Annotated in this window: 18 protein-coding genes; 10 read left to right on the top strand and 8 right to left on the bottom strand. The window is 72.0% G+C overall.

Annotated elements, in window-relative coordinates; translation table 11 throughout:
* Positions 1-43: 43 nt before the first annotated feature.
* Positions 44-583 carry a peptide deformylase gene (gene def, locus IE275_RS26290; protein ID WP_189713880.1) on the top strand — a complete coding sequence of 180 codons (540 nt, stop codon included), beginning with the start codon at positions 44-46 and terminating at the stop codon, positions 581-583.
* An 88-nt stretch (positions 584-671) separates the two neighbouring features.
* Here def and IE275_RS26285 read toward each other — a convergent pair whose 3' ends face one another.
* Complete coding sequence (locus IE275_RS26285; RefSeq protein ID WP_189713879.1) at positions 672-1,316, bottom strand: TetR/AcrR family transcriptional regulator; 645 nt, start codon at positions 1,314-1,316, stop codon at positions 672-674.
* A gap of 169 nt (positions 1,317-1,485) precedes the next feature.
* Between IE275_RS26285 and IE275_RS26280 the strand changes: the two genes are divergently transcribed.
* On the top strand, positions 1,486-2,712 hold the full coding sequence (locus IE275_RS26280) for an acyl-CoA dehydrogenase family protein (RefSeq protein WP_189713878.1): 1,227 nt from the start codon (positions 1,486-1,488) through the stop codon (positions 2,710-2,712).
* A 41-nt stretch (positions 2,713-2,753) separates the two neighbouring features.
* Here the strand turns inward: IE275_RS26280 and IE275_RS26275 are convergent, their stop codons facing one another.
* From IE275_RS26275 to IE275_RS26255, 5 genes are all read right to left on the bottom strand, one after another.
* Positions 2,754-2,990, bottom strand: a complete 237-nt coding sequence (locus IE275_RS26275; RefSeq protein ID WP_189713877.1) for a DUF6213 family protein — start codon at positions 2,988-2,990, stop codon at positions 2,754-2,756.
* 25 nt (positions 2,991-3,015) lie between these two features.
* Positions 3,016-4,401 (bottom strand): NADP-dependent succinic semialdehyde dehydrogenase, encoded by a 1,386-nt coding sequence (locus IE275_RS26270; RefSeq protein WP_189713876.1) that lies wholly within the window; start codon positions 4,399-4,401, stop codon positions 3,016-3,018.
* 71 nt (positions 4,402-4,472) lie between these two features.
* Entirely contained in the window at positions 4,473-4,937 is a 465-nt protein-coding gene (locus IE275_RS26265; RefSeq protein WP_189713875.1) for an NUDIX hydrolase, read from the bottom strand.
* A complete protein-coding gene (locus IE275_RS26260; protein WP_189713874.1) occupies positions 4,934-6,472 on the bottom strand; it encodes an ATP-dependent DNA ligase in 1,539 nt (512 codons plus the stop codon). The genes IE275_RS26265 and IE275_RS26260 overlap by 4 nt, the downstream gene beginning before the upstream one ends.
* A 29-nt stretch (positions 6,473-6,501) precedes the next feature.
* Positions 6,502-7,536: an NAD(P)/FAD-dependent oxidoreductase gene (locus tag IE275_RS26255; RefSeq protein WP_189713873.1), complete on the bottom strand. Its 1,035-nt coding sequence runs from the start codon at positions 7,534-7,536 to the stop codon at positions 6,502-6,504.
* Between the two features lie 78 nt (positions 7,537-7,614).
* On the opposite strand from IE275_RS26255, the gene IE275_RS26250 reads away from it, so the two are divergent.
* The 6 genes from IE275_RS26250 to IE275_RS26225 all read left to right on the top strand — a co-directional run bounded on the left by IE275_RS26250 (position 7,615) and on the right by IE275_RS26225 (position 12,876).
* Entirely contained in the window at positions 7,615-8,187 is a 573-nt protein-coding gene (locus tag IE275_RS26250; protein ID WP_189713872.1) for a helix-turn-helix domain-containing protein, read from the top strand.
* Positions 8,188-8,298: 111 nt separating this feature from the next.
* Positions 8,299-9,276, top strand: a complete 978-nt coding sequence (locus IE275_RS26245; RefSeq protein WP_189713871.1) for an NADPH:quinone oxidoreductase family protein — start codon at positions 8,299-8,301, stop codon at positions 9,274-9,276.
* The gene (locus tag IE275_RS26240; RefSeq protein WP_189713870.1) at positions 9,273-10,457 is read left to right on the top strand and encodes an acyl-CoA dehydrogenase family protein; all 1,185 of its coding nucleotides are present in this window, start codon (positions 9,273-9,275) and stop codon (positions 10,455-10,457) included. Before IE275_RS26245 ends, IE275_RS26240 begins: the two co-directional genes overlap by 4 nt.
* Positions 10,454-11,545 (top strand): acyl-CoA dehydrogenase family protein, encoded by a 1,092-nt coding sequence (locus tag IE275_RS26235; protein WP_189713869.1) that lies wholly within the window; start codon positions 10,454-10,456, stop codon positions 11,543-11,545. Before IE275_RS26240 ends, IE275_RS26235 begins: the two co-directional genes overlap by 4 nt.
* 171 nt (positions 11,546-11,716) lie before the next feature.
* Entirely contained in the window at positions 11,717-12,577 is an 861-nt protein-coding gene (locus tag IE275_RS26230; RefSeq protein WP_189713868.1) for a phosphatidylinositol-specific phospholipase C/glycerophosphodiester phosphodiesterase family protein, read from the top strand.
* A gap of 104 nt (positions 12,578-12,681) precedes the next feature.
* Entirely contained in the window at positions 12,682-12,876 is a 195-nt protein-coding gene (locus tag IE275_RS26225) for a hypothetical protein (RefSeq protein ID WP_189713867.1), read from the top strand.
* Between the two features lie 44 nt (positions 12,877-12,920).
* On the opposite strand, the gene IE275_RS26220 is transcribed toward IE275_RS26225, so the two are convergent.
* Both IE275_RS26220 and IE275_RS47105 read right to left on the bottom strand, forming a co-directional pair.
* Positions 12,921-14,150, bottom strand: coding sequence for a phosphodiester glycosidase family protein (locus tag IE275_RS26220; RefSeq protein WP_189713866.1), 1,230 nt, complete (start codon positions 14,148-14,150; stop codon positions 12,921-12,923).
* A gap of 149 nt (positions 14,151-14,299) precedes the next feature.
* Positions 14,300-15,505 (bottom strand): bifunctional class I SAM-dependent methyltransferase/NUDIX hydrolase, encoded by a 1,206-nt coding sequence (locus IE275_RS47105; RefSeq protein ID WP_189713865.1) that lies wholly within the window; start codon positions 15,503-15,505, stop codon positions 14,300-14,302.
* Positions 15,506-16,141: 636 nt separating this feature from the next.
* On the opposite strand from IE275_RS47105, the gene IE275_RS26210 reads away from it, so the two are divergent.
* Positions 16,142-16,681, top strand: a complete 540-nt coding sequence (locus tag IE275_RS26210; RefSeq protein WP_189713864.1) for an RICIN domain-containing protein — start codon at positions 16,142-16,144, stop codon at positions 16,679-16,681.
* A gap of 837 nt (positions 16,682-17,518) precedes the next feature.
* Positions 17,519-18,610, top strand: coding sequence for a hypothetical protein (locus IE275_RS47260; protein ID WP_189713863.1), 1,092 nt, complete (start codon positions 17,519-17,521; stop codon positions 18,608-18,610).
* The last annotated feature ends 143 nt before the right edge of the window (positions 18,611-18,753 follow it).

Here is an 18,753-nt window from a genome sequence, read left to right as displayed (position 1 = left end):
CGTGCGGCATGCGCGTGTCAGAAATGACCGTACCCTTGCCGCCATGCGACACGGCTCCATCCCGGGCTCCCACGGGCACGTCCGGCCCCTCACTCTGCTCGGTGACCCCGTCCTGCGGGAACCCTGCCGCGAGGTCACCGACTTCGGCCCCGGCCTCGCCCGCCTCGTCGAGGACCTGTTCGCCACGATGTACGCCGCCCAGGGTGTCGGCCTCGCCGCCAACCAGGTCGGCGAGGCGCTGCGGGTCTTCGTCTACGACTGCCCCGACGACGAGGACGTCCGCCATGTGGGCCATGTGGTGAACCCCCGTCTGGTGGAGGCGGACGGCATCGTCCTGCGCGGCCCCGAGGGTTGTCTGTCCCTGCCGGGCCTGGAGGCGGGGACGGAGCGCTACGACCACGCGGTGGTCGAGGGGTACACGGCGACGGGCGACCGCGTGCGCGTCCACGGCACGGGATTCTTTGCCAGATGCTTGCAACACGAGTGCGATCATCTGGACGGAATGGTGTACGCGGACCGGGTGGAGGGCTGGCGCAAGCGCCGGCTGACGCGCCAGGTGGCGCGGGCCTCCTGGTCCCGCTAGGCCACGACCCGGGGCGCCGTCCGGGCGCCCTGGCGGCGCGGGGAGCGGCGTGGCACGCCGCGGCGGACCCGCGCTCGCCGGGCGGCCCTCAGAACCCGGGTCCCCCGACCTTGTCCCCCGCGGCCGCGAGGCGTCCCCACAGCAGGTCGGCCAGACTCCGCACCAGCTCGGCCCGGGAACAGGGCCGCTCGCCGAGCCACCAGTCCCCGGCGGCGTGCATCATCCCGACGATCCCGTGCCCCCAGACGCGGGCCAGCTGCTGGGTCCCGGGACCGAGGTCCAGGCGCTCCTCGATCACCTGGGCGAGTTCCTCGCCCATCCGGCGCAGCAGCGGCGCGGAGTGCTTGCCCACGTCGAAGCCGTGGTCCCCGCCCTGGCCGCCCTCGGAGGGGTGCATCAGGAAGCGGTAGACCTGGGGCCGGGCCTCGATGGCGGCGAGATAGGTGTCCAGGGTCGCCTCGACCCGCTCGCGCCGCTCGGCGGGGGCGTCCAGCGCCGCCCGCAGCGAGGCCAGCAGCGCGTCGGTGTGCCGCATGGCGAGGGCGGCGTAGAGCCCGCCCTTGTCACCGAAGTGGCGGTAGAGGATCGGCTTCGTGATGCCGGCCTCCGCCGCGATGGCGTTCATGGAGGCCTGCGGACCGTCGCGCAGCACCACCCGGTCCGCGGCCTCCAGCAGTTCGCGCCGACGGCGGTCGGCCGATCGCTGCTGCTCGGTCCGCTGTGTGGTGTCCATGTGCTCTCCCCACCCGTGGTGTTTCGGTGACGCCTGCGCAAACTAACACCTGACAGCAGCCTGACATCGAACGGGATGCCGAGCTGTCGTCAGGAGTTGACATTTCTTACCCGCGAGTAACAGACTCAGGTTACCGCTAGTAACACGCACGCCCGCCGCTGGAGGGGACATGGCCGAGTTCACCATGGAGCTCAACGACGAACAGAAGGAGGTCCGGGACTGGCTGCACGGTTTCGCCGCCGACGTCATCCGACCCGCGGCCGCCGAATGGGACGAGCGTGAGGAGACTCCCTGGCCGGTCATCCAGGAGGCCGCGAAGGTGGGCATCTACTCCCTCGACTTCTACGCCCAGCAGTATTTCGACCCCACCGGGCTCGGCATCCCGATGGCGATGGAGGAGCTGTTCTGGGGCGACGCGGGCATCGCCCTGTCGATCGTGGGCACCGGTCTGGCCGCCGTGGGCGTCCTCGCCAACGGTACCGAGGAACAGATCGGCACCTGGATCCCGCAGATGTACGGCGACGCGAACGACGTCAAGGTCGCCGCGTTCTGCTCCTCCGAGCCCGACGCCGGCTCCGACGTGGCCTCCATGCGCACGCGTGCCGTGTACGACGAGGCCACGGACGAGTGGGTGCTCAACGGCACGAAGACCTGGGCGACCAACGGCGGTATCGCCAACGTCCACGTCGTCGTGGCCGTCGTCGACGCGGAGCTGGGCTCCAAGGGCCACGCCTCCTTCATCGTCCCGCCGGGCACCCCGGGCCTCGCCCAGGGCCAGAAGTTCAAGAAGCACGGCATCCGCGCCTCGCACACCGCCGAGGTCATCCTCGACCAGGTCCGGGTGCCCGGTTCCTGCCTGCTCGGCGGCAAGGAGAAGCTGGACGAGCGCCTGGCCCGTGCCCGGGAGCGGGCGAAGTCCGGCGGCGAGCGCGTGAAGAACGCGGCGATGGCGACCTTCGAGGCCAGCCGCCCCGCGGTGGGAGCCATGGCGGTGGGCACGGCCCGCGCCGCCTACGAGGTCGCCCTCGACTACGCCGTGACCCGTGAGCAGTTCGGACGGCCGATCATCGACAACCAGGGCGTCGCCTTCCAGCTGGCCGACATGCGGACGCAGATCGACGCGGCGCGGCTGCTCGTGTGGCGCGCGTCCTGGATGGCGATCAGCGGGAAGCCGTTCACCGCGGCCGAGGGCTCGATGTCGAAGCTGTACGCGAGCGAGACGGCGAAGAAGGTCACCGCCCAGGCGATCCAGATTCTCGGTGGCAACGGGTACACGCGGGAGTACCCCGTCGAGCGGATGCACCGCGACAGCGCGATCTACACGATCTTCGAGGGGACCAGCGAGATCCAGCGGCTCGTCATCGCGCGCACGCTGTCGGGGATGCCGATCCGGTAGCGCCGTCCGAGGCGGCCAGGACCCGTCCGGCCGGGCGGGTCCTAGGACGTTCCCCCGCTGCTGTGGGCGATGCACGCCACGTCGATGCGGTCGGCGAGCTTCGCCAGCTCGATGGTGAGCGCGGCCACCGTGTCCTCGTCGAGCCCGTCCGCCCCGGCCTCGACGAGGTGCAGCCACCGACCGCCCAACGTCCGCAGCAGCTTGCTCACGTCGGCCGCGGTGACCTGGAGGGTCCCGCGGTCGTCGACGATCAGAGGCAGGGTCACTTCGCGGTTCACACCCGGGATCGTAGCCGCGCGGCACTCACGCGCCGTGCCAAACCGTGGTGATGTTGCAGAACTCGCGGATTCCGTGCCCGGACAGCTCACGCCCGTACCCGGACCGCTTCACGCCGCCGAACGGGAACGCGGGATGGGACGCGGTCATGCCGTTGACGTACACGCTGCCGGCCTCCAGATCGCGGACGAACCGGTCCACCTCGGCCTCGTCCCGCGTCCACACGTTCGAACTCAGCCCGAACGGGGAGTCGTTGGCGATGAGGATCGCCTCGTCCAGGTCGGCGGCGCGGTACACGGTCGCGACAGGCCCGAAGGCCTCCTCGCGGTGGATGCGCATCTCGCGGGTGACCCCGGCGAGGACGGTCGGCGGGTAGTACCAGCCGTCGCCCTCGGGGCGTTCGCCCCCGCACAGCACGTCGGCGCCGCTGCGGGTCGCGTCGTCCACCAGCTCCTCCAGGTCGGCCCGGCCCTGTTCGGTCGCCAGCGGGCCGACGTCCGTGTCCTCCTCCAGCGGGTCGCCGACCCGCAGCGCCTTCATCCCTTCGGTGAAGCGCTCGGCGAACGCGTCGTACACGTCCGAGTGGACGATGAACCGCTTGGCGGCGATGCACGACTGGCCGTTGTTCTGCACCCGGGCGGTGACGGCGACCCGCGCGGCCCGGTCGATGTCGGCGGACGGCATGACCACGTACGGGTCGCTGCCGCCCAGCTCCAGGACCGTCTTCTTGACCATCGCGCCGGAGGTCGCGGCGACGGCGCGGCCGGCCGGCTCGCTGCCGGTCAGCGTGGCCGCCCGCACCCGTTCGTCGCGCAGGATCTCGTCCACCGCGCCCGCGCCGACGAGCAGGGTCTGGAAGCAGCCCTCGGTGAAGCCGGCCCGGTGGAACAGGTCCTCCAGATACAGGGCCGTCTGGGGGACGTTCGAGGCGTGTTTGAGCAGGCCGACGTTGCCCGCCATCAGCGCGGGCGCGGCGAACCGGATCACCTGCCAGAGCGGGAAGTTCCACGGCATCACCGCGAGCACGGGGCCCAGCGGCCGGTACCGGACCAGGACCCGCGAGGCCCCGGAGTCCTTCACGTCGGCCTCGGCCGGATGCTCGTCGGCCAGCAGCTCCGCCGCGTGCTCGGCGTACCAGCGCATGGCCTTCGCGCACTTCGCGGCCTCCGCGCGGGCCTGTTTGACCGGCTTGCCCATCTCGGTGGTCATCGTGCGGCCGATGTCCCGCTGGTCCTCGTCGAGCAGCTCGGCGGCCCGGTTCAGCAGCCGTGCCCGCTCCGCGAACGGCGTCGTCCGGTACGTACGGAACGTGGCCTCGGCGAGCTGGAGCCGGCGTTCCAGCTCCTCCTCGCCCATGGCCTCGTACGTCCGAAGCGTCTCGCCGTTCGCCGGGTTCACCGTCGCGATGGGCATGACCGACCTCCCGCAGAGCTGGCTGTGCTTCGACCTTCCCGCGCCGCACGGGAGCCCGCAACGCGTGCGCGTCAGGCCGAGTGCTCCGCCAGCCGGTCGAGGAACGCGGCCTGCGCCGTGACGATCACCGCGCGGGCCCGGTCCAGGCCGTACCAGGCGACCCGGTCCAGCTCCGGGAACTCCTGCCGCCGCCCGGACCGGGGCGGCCACTCCATGGTGAACGTGCCGGGTTCGACCGCCGCCGGATCGAGATCCGCCTCGATGGCCCAGACGGTGACGATCTTGCCGTTCGTCTGCCGGACCTCGCCGAGCGCGATCGCCTCGCCGTCGGGCGGGGCCAGCCCCAGTTCCTCCCGGAACTCTCGCCGGGCGGCGTCCCACGCGGGCTCGTCCGGCTCGTACTCGCCCTTGGGGACGGTCCAGGCGCCGGCGTCCTTCCTCGCGAAATAGGGACCGCCCATATGGCCCAGCAGCACCTGGGTGCCGTCGGCGGTGCGGCGGAACAGCAGCAGGCCCGCGCTCCGTCTCTGCGTCACGGGTGCACCTCCGGATGGGCGGCCAGCAGGGTCTGCACGGTGTCGGCCTCCTCCGGCCGCTTGTCCTGTCGGTAGCGGACCACACGGGCGAAGCGGAGGGTGACCCCGGCCGGATAGCGGGTGGAGCGCTGGAGACCGTCGTAGGCGATCTCGACGACGAGTTCGGGACGTACGGTGACCACGTGGCCGTCGTCCCGTTCGGCGAGGGACTTCAGGTGGCCGGTCTGCCAGGTGAGCATGGCGTCGGTCATGCCCTTGAAGGTCTTGCCGAGCATGGCGAAGCCCCCGTCGGCCGTGCGGGCGCCCAGATGCAGGTTGGAGAGCTTGCCGGTGCGCCGGCCGTGGCCCCACTCGGCGGCCAGGACCACCAGGTCGAGGGTGTGCACCGGCTTGACCTTCAGCCAGGACGCACCGCGCCGGCCCGCGCTGTAGGGGGCGTCCAGGGACTTGACGACGACTCCCTCGTGGCCCCGCAGCAGGGTCTCGGCCAAGAACTCCTCCGCCGCCGTCGCGTCCTGCGGGCCGGTGACGACCGTCCGGCGCACCCGCATCGGCTCCGGGACCAGGCGGGCCAGTTCCGCGTGGCGTTCGGCGAACGGGAGGTCGAGCAGGTCGCGGTCGTCCACCGACAGCACGTCGAAGAAGACCGGGGAGACCGGGACCGCCTCGGCGGCCGCCGTCACGTCCACCCGGGAGCCGACCCGGCCGGCCGTCTCCTGGAAGGAACGGGGGCGGCCGTCCTCGCCGAGGGCGATGACCTCCCCGTCCAGCACGAAACGACGCTCCGTCAGTTCCCGTGCGGCCGACGTCACTTCGGGCAGGCGGTCGGTGATGTCGTCGAGGGTGCGGGTGTAGAGGCGGACGTCGTCGCCGTCGCGGTGCACCTGCACCCGGATGCCGTCCAGCTTCTCCTCCACCGCGCAGGCGCCCAGCTTGCCGACCGCCTCGGTCACCGAGGACGCGCTGTGCGCGAGCATCGGCAGGACCGGGCGGCCGACGGTGAGCCGGAACGTCTTCAGGGACGGCGGTCCGTCCGCGAGCAGCGCCCGTGCCACCGGTTGCAGCGAGCCCGCGAGCATCACCGCCCGCCGTACCTCCGCCGGGGGCGCCCCGGTCGCCTGGGCGAGACCCTCGACGGCCACGGCGTCCAGGGCGCCCTGGCGGACCTCGCCGGTCAGCAGCCCGAGCAGGAAGTGCTGCTCCTCGGCGGTGGCCGCGCCCATCAACTCCCCGACCAGCCGGGCCCGTTCGGCCTGCGAGCCGGGGCCGGACACCGAGCCGAGCGCGGTGAGCAGGGCGTCCGTCCCCCGCACGGTCAGCGCCGGTGCGGCGGCCGGCGCGACCGGCCGGCCCAGCGTCTTCCAGCCGACGCCGAGCCGGCCCTGGGGGAGCCGCCCGGCCAGGTACGGGATGACGATCGGCGCCTCGTCGGCCTCCGCCTCCCGGAACAGTTCGGCGAGCAGGGCGATCTTGCGGGAGCGGGCCGAGGTGGCCGCGACCTCACGGGACACGTCGGCGAGCCGGGACAGCAGCATGCAGCCATGGTGCAACGCCGCCGCCGCGACTACACCCGCACGGCCGCGACCGCCGCGTCGAGGTCCGCCATCAGCAGCTCCCCGTTGATCGTGGCCCCGGCCCGGTAGCCCCGGCCGGCCGCGTTGACGACCTGCTCGGCGAAGCCGGAGGCGTTGCCGGCCGCCCAGAGGCCGGGGACCGTGGTGCGGCCCAGGCCGTCGACCACCGGGTAGCTGCCGAAGGGGGTCTCGCTCATCTCGGCGCCCAGCCGGGCCACCAGGTCGGTCTGCGGCACCGCGCGCGGCGCGACGAACAGCACCTCACGCTCGTGCACCGTCCCGTCCGCCAGCCGGACCCCGGTCAGCCGGCCGTCCTCGACGGTCGGCCCGGCCACCTCGCCCGGCACGACCCGGACGCCGGCCGCCGCCAGTCGGCGCAGGTCGTCGTCGGTCAGCTCCTCCTCGGCGACCGTGTGCAGGAAGAAGGTCACGTCCTTCGACCACTGGGTCACCATCAGTGCCTGGTGCACGCTCAGCGGGCTGGTCGCGAGCACCCCGAAGGCCTGGTCACGGACCTCCCAGCCGTGGCAGTACGGGCAGTGCAGCACGTCCTTGCCGAAGCGCTCGGCCAGACCCGGGAGCGGGGGCAGCTCGTCCTTCAGGCCGGTGGCGACGACCAGCTGCCGGGCGCGCACCGTCCCCCCTCCCGCGAGGGCGACGACGAAGTCCTCGTCCCGGCCCGCCGGGGCGCCCGGCCCCCTGGCGACGTCCACCGCCCGGTCCCGGACCAGCTCCACGCCGTACCGGGCGATCTCCTCGCGGCCGGTGGCGAGGAACTCGGCGGGTGGCATGCCGTCCCGGGTGAGGTAGCCGTGCATATGGGCGGCGGGCGCGTTGCGCGGTTCGCCCGCGTCGATCACCAGGGTGCGGCGCCGGGCCCGGCCCAGGACGAGGGCCGCCGACAGGCCCGCCGCCCCGCCGCCGATCACGACCACTTCGTAACGCTCGGCCCGCGGCTCGGCCTGGATCTCGCTCCGCTTCTCGCTCTGCTTCTCGGTCCGGCTCTCGGCCTGCTTCTCGGTCATGGGGACCACCTCCACCCAGAAGGTGACTCCGACCTCACGGGATTGACAAATGTCTTTGCCGATTCTGCAATGAACGGTATGAGTGCCGAGGATGTTCTCGCGGAAGTGGGTCCCCGCCTGCGCCGGATCCGGAAGGAGCGGGAGGTGACGCTGACGGCCCTGTCCGAGACGACCGGGATCTCCGTCAGCACGCTGTCCCGGCTGGAGTCCGGTCTGCGCAAGCCGAGCCTCGAACTGCTGCTGCCGATCGCGCAGGCCCACCAGGTGCCGCTGGACGAACTGGTCGGCGCACCCCCGGTCGGCGACCCCCGGGTGCGCGCCAAGCCGCTGGTGCGGCACGGGCGCACCTTCTGGCCGCTGACCCGGCAGCCCGGCGGACTCCAGGCGTTCAAGGTGCTGGTGCCCCAGCGCGAGGAGGAGCCGGAGCCGCGCACGCACGAGGGCTACGAATGGCTGTACGTGCTGTCGGGGCGGTTGCGGGTGGTGCTCGGGGAGCACGACGTGGTGATGGCGGCGGGAGAGGCCGCCGAGTTCGACACGCGCGTGCCCCACTGGTTCGGATCGACCGGGGAGGGACCCGCGGAGTTCCTCAGTCTCTTCGGTCCGCAGGGCGAACGGATGCACGTCAGGGCGCGGCCGTCGCGGGCGTGACGCACCCGACTGTTCCCTGATGGGCAAGCGACCGCTTAGTATGCGGTCGACCGGTCAGAATCCGACCGGTCAGTACGCCGGTCGGACGACGCAGTCCCGTGGAGGCTCCGCATGCAGGCATGGCAGGTGCACGAGAACGGCGAGCCGAGCGAGGTGATGCGGCTCGCGGACGTGGAGCGGCCCACGCCCGGCGACGGCCAGGTCCTGCTCAGGGTGCGCGCCGCGAACGTCAATTTCCCGGACGCGCTGATGTGCCGGGGTCACTACCAGGTCCGGCCGCCGCTGCCGTTCACCCCGGGCGTGGAGATCTGCGGCGAGACCGAGGACGGCCGCCGGGTGATCGCCAACCCGGCCCTGCCGTACGGCGGCTTCGCCGAGTACGCCGTCGCGGACGCCGCCGCCCTGCTGCCCGCGCCCGAGGCGCTGGACGACGCCGAGGCCGCCGCGCTGCACATCGGCTACCAGACGGGCTGGTTCGGCCTGCACCGGCGGGCCGGCCTCGAAGCCGGCGAGACCCTGCTCGTCCACGCCGCCGCGGGAGGCGTCGGCAGCGCGGCCGTGCAGCTCGGCAAGGCCGCCGGGGCCCGGGTCATCGGTGTCGTGGGCGGCGCCGACAAGGCCGTCGCGGCCCGGGACGCGGGCTGTGACGTGGTGATCGACCGCCGTGCCGAGGACGTCGTCGCCGCCGTGAAGGAGGCCACCGGCGGACGGGGCGCGGACGTGATCTACGACCCCGTGGGCGGCGACGCCTACACCCAGTCCACGAAGGTCGTCGCCTTCGAGGGCCGGATCGTGGTCGTCGGCTTCGCCAGCGGCACCATCCCCAGTCCCGCACTGAACCACGCCCTGGTGAAGAACTACTCGATCCTCGGTCTCCACTGGGGCCTGTACAACACCAAGAACCCGAAGCTGGTCCTGCACTGCCACGAGCAGCTCACCGAGCTCGCCGCGCGCGGTGCGATCAAGCCGCTGGTCAGCGAGCGCGTGCCGCTCGCCGGAGCGGCCGCGGCCGTGCAGCGGGTCGCCGACGGTGTCACGACCGGCCGGGTCGCCGTCGTCCCGTCGCTGGAGAACGGAGCCGCAGCATGACCGGCACAGCCGAACTGGAGCGCCGCACGGCCGAACTGCTGGCGGCGCACCCGCCCGCCACCACCGACCGCCTCGACTTCCTCAAGGCCCGCTTCGACGCGGGGCTGGCCTGGGTGCACTACCCGGAGGGCCTCGGCGGCCTCGGCGCCCCGCGCTCCCTCCAGGTCGTCGTGGACACCGCGCTGGAGGCGGCCGGCGCCCCCGACAACGACGCGCGCCGCAACGGCATCGGGCTCGGCATGGCTGCCCCGACGATCCTCAAGTACGGCACCGAGGAGCAGAAACGGCGCTATCTGCGGCCCCTGTGGATCGGGGAGGAGGTCTGGTGCCAGCTGTTCAGCGAGCCCGGCGCCGGCTCCGACCTCGCCGCCCTCGGCACCCGGGCCGTCCGTGAGGACGGCGGGGACTGGGTGGTCAACGGGCAGAAGGTGTGGACGTCCGGCGCGCACAACTCCCGCTGGGCCATCCTCATCGCCCGCACCGACCCGACCGTGCCCAAGCACGCGGGCATCACCTACTTCATCTGCGACATGACCGACCCCGGCGTCGACGTCCGTCCGCTGCGGCAGATCACCGGTGAGGCCGAGTTCAACGAGGTCTTCCTCACCGACGTCCGCATCCCCGACGCCCGCCGCCTCGGTGGGATCGGCGACGGCTGGCGGGTCGCGCAGACCACGCTCAACAACGAACGTGTCGCCATCGGCGGTATGCGGCTGCCCCGCGAGGGCGGCATGATCGGCAAGGCCGCGACGACCTGGCGCGAACGCCCCGAACTGCGCACCCACGACCTCCACCAGCGCCTGCTGAAGCTGTGGGTGGAGTCCGAGGCCGCCCGCCTCACCGCCGAGCGGCTGCGCCAGCAGCTCGTCGCCGGACAGCCGGGCCCCGAGGGAGCCGGCATGAAGCTCGCCTTCGCCCGCCTCAACCAGGAGATCAGCGGCCTGGAGGTCGAACTCCGCGGCGAAGAAGGCCTGTTGTACGACGACTGGACCATGCGCCGCCCGGAGCTGGTGGACTTCACCGGCCGGGACGCCGGGTACCGCTACCTGCGTTCCAAGGGCAACAGCATCGAGGGCGGGACCACCGAGGTCCTGCTGAACATCGTCGCCGAGCGCGTCCTGGGCCTGCCGTCCGAGCCGCGCACCGACAAGGACGTCGCCTGGAAGGACCTGGCCCGATGAGCGCACAGCCCGATCTGCTGTACTCCGAGGAGGAAGAGGCGCTGCGGTCGGCGGTACGGGATCTGCTGGCCGACCACTGCGACGCACCGGGCGTGATCGCACGAACGGAGTCCGACGCCCCGCACGACCTGGCGGCCTGGAAGGCGCTCGGCGACGGCATGGGCCTCGCGGGCCTGCTCGTCCCCGAGGACCTGGGCGGACAGGGTGCCACGCACCGCGAAGCCGCCGTCGTCCTGGAGGAGCTGGGCCGCGCGGTCGCGCCCGTGCCGTACCTCACCAGTGCCGTGGTCGCCACGGAGGCGCTGCTGGCCTGCGGTGACGAGGAGCTGCTCGGCAGGCTGGCGTCCGGCCGGACCATCGCCGCGCTGGCCGTCGGGCTGCACCTCGCTCCCGGCGCCGCCTTCACCGCCGTACGTGTCGAAGAAGGCGCCCTGTACGGGGAGTTGACCGGTGTCGCGGACGCGGTGGCCGCCGATGTGCTGCTGGTTCCCGCCGAGGACGGCGGCCTGTACGCGGTGTCCGTGGCGGACACGGACGCGGTGACCGTCACCCCGCAGATCTCCTTCGATCTCACCCGCCCCCTCGCCGGCGTCACCCTCGCCGGTGCCCCCGGCCGTCGCCTCGGCGACGCCGGTCCGGCCGTGCACCGCGCCCTGCGCGCCGGTGCCGGACTGCTCGCGTCCGAGCAACTGGGCCTCGCCGAATGGCTGTTGACGGAGACCGTGCGCTACCTCAAGGAGCGCAAGCAGTTCAACCGCCCGGTCGGCGGCTTCCAGGCGCTCAAGCACCGGCTCGCCCAGCTGTGGCTGGAGGTCGTCAACCTCCGTGCCGCCGCCCGTGCCGCCGCCGACGCGCTCGCCACCGGCGTGGACACCGAGGTGGCCGTGGCCGTCGCCCAGGCCTACGCGGCGGGGGTCGCCGTGCACGCCGCGGAGGAGGCGCTGCAACTGCACGCCGGTATCGGAATGACCTGGGAACACCCGGTCCACCTCTACCTGAAGCGGGCCAAGGCCGACTCGATCGCGTACGGCACGGCCGGCGCCCACCGTGAGGCTCTGGCCGAACTGGTCGACCTGCGCGCTCCCTGAGCGTCGCCCGGTGAAGCCCGCCCCACCTGGGGCGGGCTTTTCCGTGCGCCCGCGCGGAAGGAGTGAACGAGGGGCGGCAGTCCGGCCAACTCCTGGCATGTACAGGTTCATCGGCGCTTCGGCCGCCTCATACTCCCTGTGGCTCGGACCCGCCCCACAGGGAGGAACAACATGCCCTTCGTCACCCGCCGCAGAGTTCTCACCGGCTTCGGCGCCACGCTCGCCGCGGTGCTCGCCCCGCCGGCCGGCAGCGCCTTCGCCGACGGGCAGCGGCACGGCCCCCGCCCGCTGTGGCGGGCCCACGCCCACAACGACTACGAACACCCCCGCCCCCTCCTCGACGCCCTGGACCACCGCTTCGGCAGCGTCGAGGCCGACATCTTCCTCGTGGACGGCGATCTCCTCGTCGCCCACTCGGCGGATCAGCTCGACCCCACCCGCACCCTGGAGTCCCTCTACCTCGCCCCGCTCGCAACCCGCGTGAAGGCGAACCACGGTGCGGTGTACCGGGGATACCGGCAGCCCCTGCAACTGCTCATCGACATCAAGACCGAGGGATCCTCGACCTATCTGGAGCTGGACCGGCAGCTCCGCCGCCACCGAGGGCTGTTCACCACCTACGCCCACGGCCGGGTCCGCCCCGGGGCGGTCACCGCCGTGATCTCCGGCGACCGCGCCGCCCGCGGCCCCCTGGCGGCCCAGACCGTCCGCCACGCCTTCTACGACGGCCGGCTCGCCGACCTCGGGACGACCGAGGCCTCCTTCGCCTCGCTGATCAGCGACAACTGGACGCTCAACTTCACGTGGCTCGGCGTCGGCGCCTTCCCCGAGGCGGAGCGGCAGAAGCTGCGCGGGATCGTCGCGGCCGCCCACGAGCGCGGGCAGAAGGTGCGCTTCTGGGCCACCCCGGACCTGCCCGGCCCGGCCCGCGACGCACTGTGGGGCGAACTCCTCGCCGCCGGCGTCGACCACCTCAACACCGACGACCTCGCGGGCCTGGAATCCTTCCTCGACGCCCACCGGACGGCGTAGACACCACTCGTTCGGCGGACAGGTCAGCGGCCCGGACGAACCCTCCGTTACGCCACACTTGCGGCCGAACGCCGCGAAAGCGGACGTGGCGGAGGAGGTTGAGGATGGCCGTTTCCATTTCCGTGGTGCTGTTGCTGTTCATCCTGGCGGTGATCTTCGTGCGCAACAGCGGACTGAAGGTCTCGCACGCACTGGTGTGCCTGCTGCTCGGGTTCTTCCTGGCCGGCACGAGCATGGCCCCCACCATCCACAGCGGTCTCACGGCGACCGCCGACCTGGTCGGCAGTCTGCGGCCGTGAGGCGGCGCGGGGTCACCGGCACGGTCCGGTGACCCCCGGGGCGGCTACTGCGTGAAGACGCCGACGCCGTTCGCCACGGCACGCTCGGTGCCGCCCGACGGGTGGTTGCGGACCGTCACCCTGGTGCCGCCCGACGGGCGGGCCACCAGGGTCGTCGAGCCGCCGCCGTCCAGGCTGAAGCCCTCGGTCGCGCCGAGGCTCTTCAGTGCGGCGGCGACCTCGGCGATCGTCAGACCCTTGCGGTACGCGGCCGCGCCGTCCAGCGCGAACAGGAACACGCGCCTGCCGCCGTTGCCGATGCCCACGGCCGTCCGCACCGCCGAGACCCGCGTGTCGAGACCGGGCAGCGCGCGGCCGTCCGACAGGACCGGGTAGCCGCCGAGCGCGAAGCGGTACGCCGCCGACGAGGCGGAGTTCAGCCCGTACCGCACCGACACCCGCTCACCGACCCTCAGCCGCTTCAGCCGTGCCGCGCCCGCCTCCCGGCCGACGAGCACCGTGGTGCCCGCGGCGATGGCGCCGCCGCCGGGCGTCGCCGACGCCGACACGACCCGGCCCCGCCTGACCGTGACCTCGTAGGTGCCGGTGCTGCACCCGGCGGCCCGGCTGGTGTCCGTGCCGCAGACGGCCCGCTTGCGCGAGACGCGGCCCCAGGCGGAGGTGAACGCGCCGATCGAGTTCTCCGGCAGGGCGTACTGGTTGAGGCCGCCCAGCGTCAGCCGCCGGCCGAACACGGTCACCGTGCCGCCGAGGGAGAGCCGGTCCACCCGGGCCCGTCCGGTGGTGTCCACGCCGACCACGGCCTCGGTGTCCGTGCCCGGCGGCAGCTCGGGCCCGAACCGCTGTGCGTCCGGGACGGCACCCTTGAGGACCGCCCCGTTCGCGATCGCCGGACCCACGCTTGCTCCGGTCGCGGTGACGCCGGGGTGCTGGGCCTCCGAGATGTTGAAGAAGTCGCCGTTGACGCCGGCGACGGCCTTCTGGCCGTTGGCCAGCGTGGAGACGGTGGCGTTGGCCGCGACCGCTCCCGGGTACAACAGTCCGAGGCGCACATGGGTGTTGGTGAGGTCGACGCTCAGCACGTGCGCGTGCGTCACCCCGGCGGCCGCCGACAGGTCGTACTGCCGGTACGTCACCCCCGCCGCGACACCGGTCCAGGTCGCGGCGCCCGCCGGTGCCGCCCCCGCGAGGGCTCCGCCGGCCAGCGTCCCGAGCGCGGTCAGCAGCGTCAGCGTGGTTCTGCGTACCCCGTACGGTTTCTGATGTCGTGTCATGGACCCCCCTGGGTGGTTTCGGCCGCAACCATCTCATGGCCTGCGGGAACGTCCCCGGGAGGGCCGGCGGGCAACTCCACGCGGACGAGTGAAAAACGCCCACCCCCACGGGTGGTTTCGTCCGCCGTCCGTACGCGTGTGCCCCCGGCTCACCCCCGCGCGCCGGGACCGCTGCCCGGCCCGGTGGTCGCGTACGGCGTGAAGTGGGCCGGAGCGTGGTCGATCGGCAGGTCCGGGCGCCACGCGGTGAGGACCTGGGCGCTGCACACGAACAGGGACGGCGGCAGCCGGTCCAGCGGGTACCAGCGCCAGTCGCCCACGCTCTCGCCCGGCTGGTCGGCCGGCTCGCCCCGCCAGCGGGTGAGGACGGCGCCGACCGTCATCCGGACCACCCCCTCGGCCCGGTCGACCAGGGTGCCCAGCAGCCGCACGTCCGAGGGGTCGGCCGACAGCCCGGTCTCCTCGCGCACCTCCCGAACGGCCGTCTCCTCCAGCGCCTCCCCGAGCTCCACCGTGCCGCCGGGCAGCTCCCAGGTGCCCCGCCGGTGCCGGCCCAGCAGCAGCCCCCGCGGCCCGTACAGGATCGCGCCGACGCCGAGCGCGGCCCCGGCGACGGGCGGGAGCGCGGTGCGCGGGCGGGCGGAGACCCGCGGCGGGCGGCGGACCCGGAAGACCCGGTAGGAGGCCGGGTTGCCGGCGTCGGGTGAGGTCACCGTCTCGATGCGCTCGACGTGCAGGCCGTGGTCGGTGAGGAGTTCCGTCCACCGCTCGGGGGTGAGCACCCACATCCGGACCGTCGCCTCGCCGCCACCGGCGAACCGCAGGGTTTCCGGGCGGGGGGTGACGTCGGAGACCGGCCCGTGCCCGAGGGAGTCGGTGTGCAGCACGGAGAAGCACAGCGTCCCGCCCGGCACGAGCCCGGTGGCCAGCGCGGGCAGCAGCCGGCGCGGATCGACGTACGGCACCGCGTTCACGGAGAGAATCACGTCGTACGGTTCCGCGGCGCGCAGATGGTCGACGGCGTCCGCGTGGACCAGCCGCAGCCCGGGCAGCGAGCCGTACCGGGCGCGGGCCCGCTCGATCTGGCCCGGCGCTGAGTCGACGGCGTCCACGGTCGCGCCGTGCGCCCGCACCAGCCGGGCGGCGTACCGGCCCGTACCGCAGCCGAGGTCCAGGACGCGCCGCCCCCTCAGCTCCCCGAGGAACGCCTCGTCCGGCCCCGCGCCGGGGAACCCCCAGTCGATCCGCTCCGCCTCCGCGAGGACCGTGCCGCGCCGCAGATGGTGGGCCGCGTAGTCCTGCCAGACGGCGGCGTTGACGGACTCGGGTCCGCCGGGGGCGAGCGGATGCGGCATGGGAGGACCTCCGGACGTCGCGGGGCGGGCCAGGCGATTCTTGCCGGGGGCGGGGGCGGGCAATCACGGGGACGGACCCGAGCGGGTCCGCAGCGTGGATCGCGTGAGCGCGTCGTGCGCTGTGGGGCCGGGGCCCGTGCGCTCACGGACACGGGCGGAGCGGCCCGCGGACCCGTCCGGCCGATCATGCCGCGGACGCTGTCCTCGGCATCCTGGCACGCTCAGGTCCAAGCTCGACGGCTGAAGGTCGGTAAGCGTGGAACCGGGGCTGTGAGATCGCAGCGGCCGGCCATTTCGCGCCGGGAATTACTACTGGAATCAACTAATCCGATCTCAAGTCTCCCTGAACCCCCTTTCAGTTACCTCTGTTCGATCGCCGAGTACCGGCCCGTCCGGCTGGCCAAGGCGTCCGAAGGGGGCCTCCTGGGCGCTGTCCGCCTCGACCCGGCGGCGCTGATTGGGCTTTGACCAGGGCGAGAGAAGCGGAGGAATCAATTCCGACGATCTGGCGGGTCCGCGTGACGTATCACGGCCCAAGTTGGCGACTTGGAAGATCAGTTGCGTCGCAAACCTATGCGATCATGAAAAGCGTTTCCGGCCATTCGCCGGATTCTCCCTTATCGATTGCAGAGGACCATGAAACCCACCGCGTTCGTCCGTGTCCGGCACGGCCTGCTTGTTCTTGCCGCCTCCCTCGGTCTCGTCTTCGGCCTCTCGGCCGCTCCGGCCCAGGCCGCGTCGGCCCGCCACTCCCTGGGCATCGTCGAGATCCGCGCGGAGCACTCCGGCCAGTGTCTTGAGGTGGCGGACTGGAGCACGGCGAACGGCGCGGCCGTCCGCCAGTGGCCCTGCACCGGTGGCGCCAACCAGAAATGGCGCCGCTACTCCCAGGCGGATGACCACGGGGCGTACTACTACGAGAACGTCAACAGTGGTAAGTGCATGGAGATCGGCGGCTGGGGGCGCAACAACGGTGCGACCGCCAACCAGTGGGACTGCCACTGGGGCCTCAACCAGGTCTTCCACGGCCAGTTCAGTTTCGTCATGGACTTCAGGTACGCCCCGAACAAGTGCCTGGAGATAGCCGACTGGAGCACGCAGGCGGGCGCCCCCGCACGGCTGTGGTCGTGCACCACGAACCCCAACCAGACCTTCAGCATCAAGGCTGTGGACTAGTAAGCCCTTGGGTGGGCGTCGGGCAGCTGCCCGACGCCCACCCGGTCACGCGGATGAACAGCCTGCCGCGGCTCGGCGTGTCCGCCAGGGCCAATGCGCTGTGCCGACTTGCCGTTGTCGGTCGCCCCGCTGGCTGCGTAAGTCTTGAGCGAGAGCACGCATTGATGAGTTCGGGCATCACTCGTCGTCAAGAGAGTGCAGGGATATCGGTGAGAAGTAAGAGCACTCGAAGCGGAGCGGGCTCGCGGTGATCGCATGCGCGGGCAGTACGGACCGTGGCAAGACGACGGAATGCTGACCCCAAAGACCGATGTCGCGCAGGCGTCCGAAAGGGCTGCGCGCGGAGTGTTGGCGGCCCATAAGAGGTTTTCCGGTTCGCCGGATCCGCGGTGTGTCTGCGGCAACTCGCGTAGCGATCGGGAAGCTGGAAGCAGAGCGTCTGTGGCCGGGGGCTGTGGCCGTCCGGCCCCGCTGGCAGAACCGGCACCGCCGCGTAGGCCGGCCGCCCAGCGGCTCGGAGCTGGTCGAGCAGGCAGGGCGGCGCGCACGAGAACGTCGAAGGGGCCCGGCACGCAGAACACGCAGAACACGCAGGACAGGCGGGGGATCAGGCCGTTGTAGTCCGGGTGGTACTCCAGCCCGTGGGTCGCTGAAGCGGCCTGGTGCCTCGGCGAAGCACCGCGCGAGCATCAACGGGGAGCACAACAAGCCAAGCCGTTCGAATCCGACAAATTCGCCCCGGCCATGTCATGTGCGTTGACCTTCGAGTGGCCGAAGCCGTCGGCGCCTGACCAGCGCCGGATGACGGTCGGTCGAACTCTACGGAGGGGAAACTACGTGAAGAACCACATCGTGCGCCGCGCTGCCCGCATGAGCGTCTTAAGCCTGGTCACCGCCGCCCTTGCGGTCGGCTCGGCTACCGGGGCACTCGCGACCGACAATCGTGAGAAGGGTGACGAGTCCACCGGGCCGCAGATCGTCAGCCCATCCGAATACGCGGGCGAAGGCGGCACGGACCCTCAGTCCATGGCCCCCATCGATGAAGTCGCACCGGCGCAGGGCGCAAGCGTCCAGAAGCTCACCGACCTGCTGACCGAGACGACCGGACTGGAACTCTTTCAGGCACCGGGCGTGGAGAAGTACGAAGAGCTTGGCCAGACGCTCACGTTCAGTCTCGGAGACGGGAACTACGCGCACCCGCTCAACATCACGCGCCCGACCGTACACAACGACGTGCCGTCGTCGGTTCTTTCTTCGGACGGTGACGAGACGAGCACAACGACCCTGCCCGATGGAAGCCAGCTGCTGACCGCTGTGGGTGCTGACGGCATCAGGGTGAGCACGTTGTCCAAGGACGGCCAACTGACCCTGTGGGAGACGCCGGCCACCACCGAGCAGAACGTCTACAGCGCGGAGACGCTTGCACGTTGGGCCCGCACCGTCGACGAGCAGGGAATCACCGCCGTCTGGGTCGTGCTCCTCGCGGTGAGCCGGTGTCCTTGCCTGACACCACCACAGGAAGGCCTGAGCGAGCTTTGTGGGGAGTGGCTCGACGAATGGGCCTTGTTTGAACCTCAGCCGACGACAGTCAGCCACGACGGCGGGCGCGCCGACCGACCACGCACGCGTGTGCCTCGCGACACCCTCACTGGCCTCAGTCACGCTGCCTTGCCGTCGACCAGAGCAAGCCGCGCCGGCGGAAGCGTGGCGGTGAGACCTTGGATGATGACCCCTTCGTCCCGAATTGTGGGCGGGCTGGTCATTGAAGTCTGCTGGGCTGGTCACTTGGGCGTCTGGGGGCGATGCCAGTTGGCTGCGGTCACCGCGTCGGAGATCGCCAGCGCCTCGAAGCCCGCCCGCTCCGCCGCGCGCGCCTGCTCCAGCAGCTTGCCGGGAGTGAACTCCTCGCTGGCCAGGAAGTATCCGTAGCGGGTCATGCGTGCCCTCCGTCGCTGTGCGGACCGGCGGCCGGACGCCATGACCAAACCGGCCCGAGCGGACTGGTCCGTTCCGAGTCGCCGGATCGCCGTTCGGCAAACAACGCCGGACGTGGGACATCAGCTTCCCCTCCA

The sequence above is a fragment of the Streptomyces phaeofaciens genome, assembly GCF_014648915.1.
Classification (GTDB): domain Bacteria; phylum Actinomycetota; class Actinomycetes; order Streptomycetales; family Streptomycetaceae; genus Streptomyces; species Streptomyces phaeofaciens.
The sequence above is the reverse complement of the archived record's forward strand: the minus strand, read 5'-3'. Positions and strand labels throughout refer to the sequence as shown.

Coding starts and splice junctions, on each gene's coding strand:
- def (WP_189713880.1), top strand. CDS start 44: ATGCGACACGGCTCCATCCCGGGCTCCCACGGGCACGTCCGGCCCCTC.
- IE275_RS26285 (WP_189713879.1), bottom strand. CDS start 1,316: ATGGACACCACACAGCGGACCGAGCAGCAGCGATCGGCCGACCGCCGT.
- IE275_RS26280 (WP_189713878.1), top strand. CDS start 1,486: ATGGCCGAGTTCACCATGGAGCTCAACGACGAACAGAAGGAGGTCCGG.
- IE275_RS26270 (WP_189713876.1), bottom strand. CDS start 4,401: ATGCCCATCGCGACGGTGAACCCGGCGAACGGCGAGACGCTTCGGACG.
- IE275_RS26260 (WP_189713874.1), bottom strand. CDS start 6,472: ATGCTGCTGTCCCGGCTCGCCGACGTGTCCCGTGAGGTCGCGGCCACC.
- IE275_RS26255 (WP_189713873.1), bottom strand. CDS start 7,536: ATGACCGAGAAGCAGGCCGAGAGCCGGACCGAGAAGCAGAGCGAGAAG.
- IE275_RS26250 (WP_189713872.1), top strand. CDS start 7,615: ATGAGTGCCGAGGATGTTCTCGCGGAAGTGGGTCCCCGCCTGCGCCGG.
- IE275_RS26245 (WP_189713871.1), top strand. CDS start 8,299: ATGCAGGCATGGCAGGTGCACGAGAACGGCGAGCCGAGCGAGGTGATG.
- IE275_RS26240 (WP_189713870.1), top strand. CDS start 9,273: ATGACCGGCACAGCCGAACTGGAGCGCCGCACGGCCGAACTGCTGGCG.
- IE275_RS26235 (WP_189713869.1), top strand. CDS start 10,454: ATGAGCGCACAGCCCGATCTGCTGTACTCCGAGGAGGAAGAGGCGCTG.
- IE275_RS26230 (WP_189713868.1), top strand. CDS start 11,717: ATGCCCTTCGTCACCCGCCGCAGAGTTCTCACCGGCTTCGGCGCCACG.
- IE275_RS26225 (WP_189713867.1), top strand. CDS start 12,682: ATGGCCGTTTCCATTTCCGTGGTGCTGTTGCTGTTCATCCTGGCGGTG.
- IE275_RS26220 (WP_189713866.1), bottom strand. CDS start 14,150: ATGACACGACATCAGAAACCGTACGGGGTACGCAGAACCACGCTGACG.
- IE275_RS47105 (WP_189713865.1), bottom strand. CDS start 15,505: ATGCCGCATCCGCTCGCCCCCGGCGGACCCGAGTCCGTCAACGCCGCC.
- IE275_RS26210 (WP_189713864.1), top strand. CDS start 16,142: ATGAAACCCACCGCGTTCGTCCGTGTCCGGCACGGCCTGCTTGTTCTT.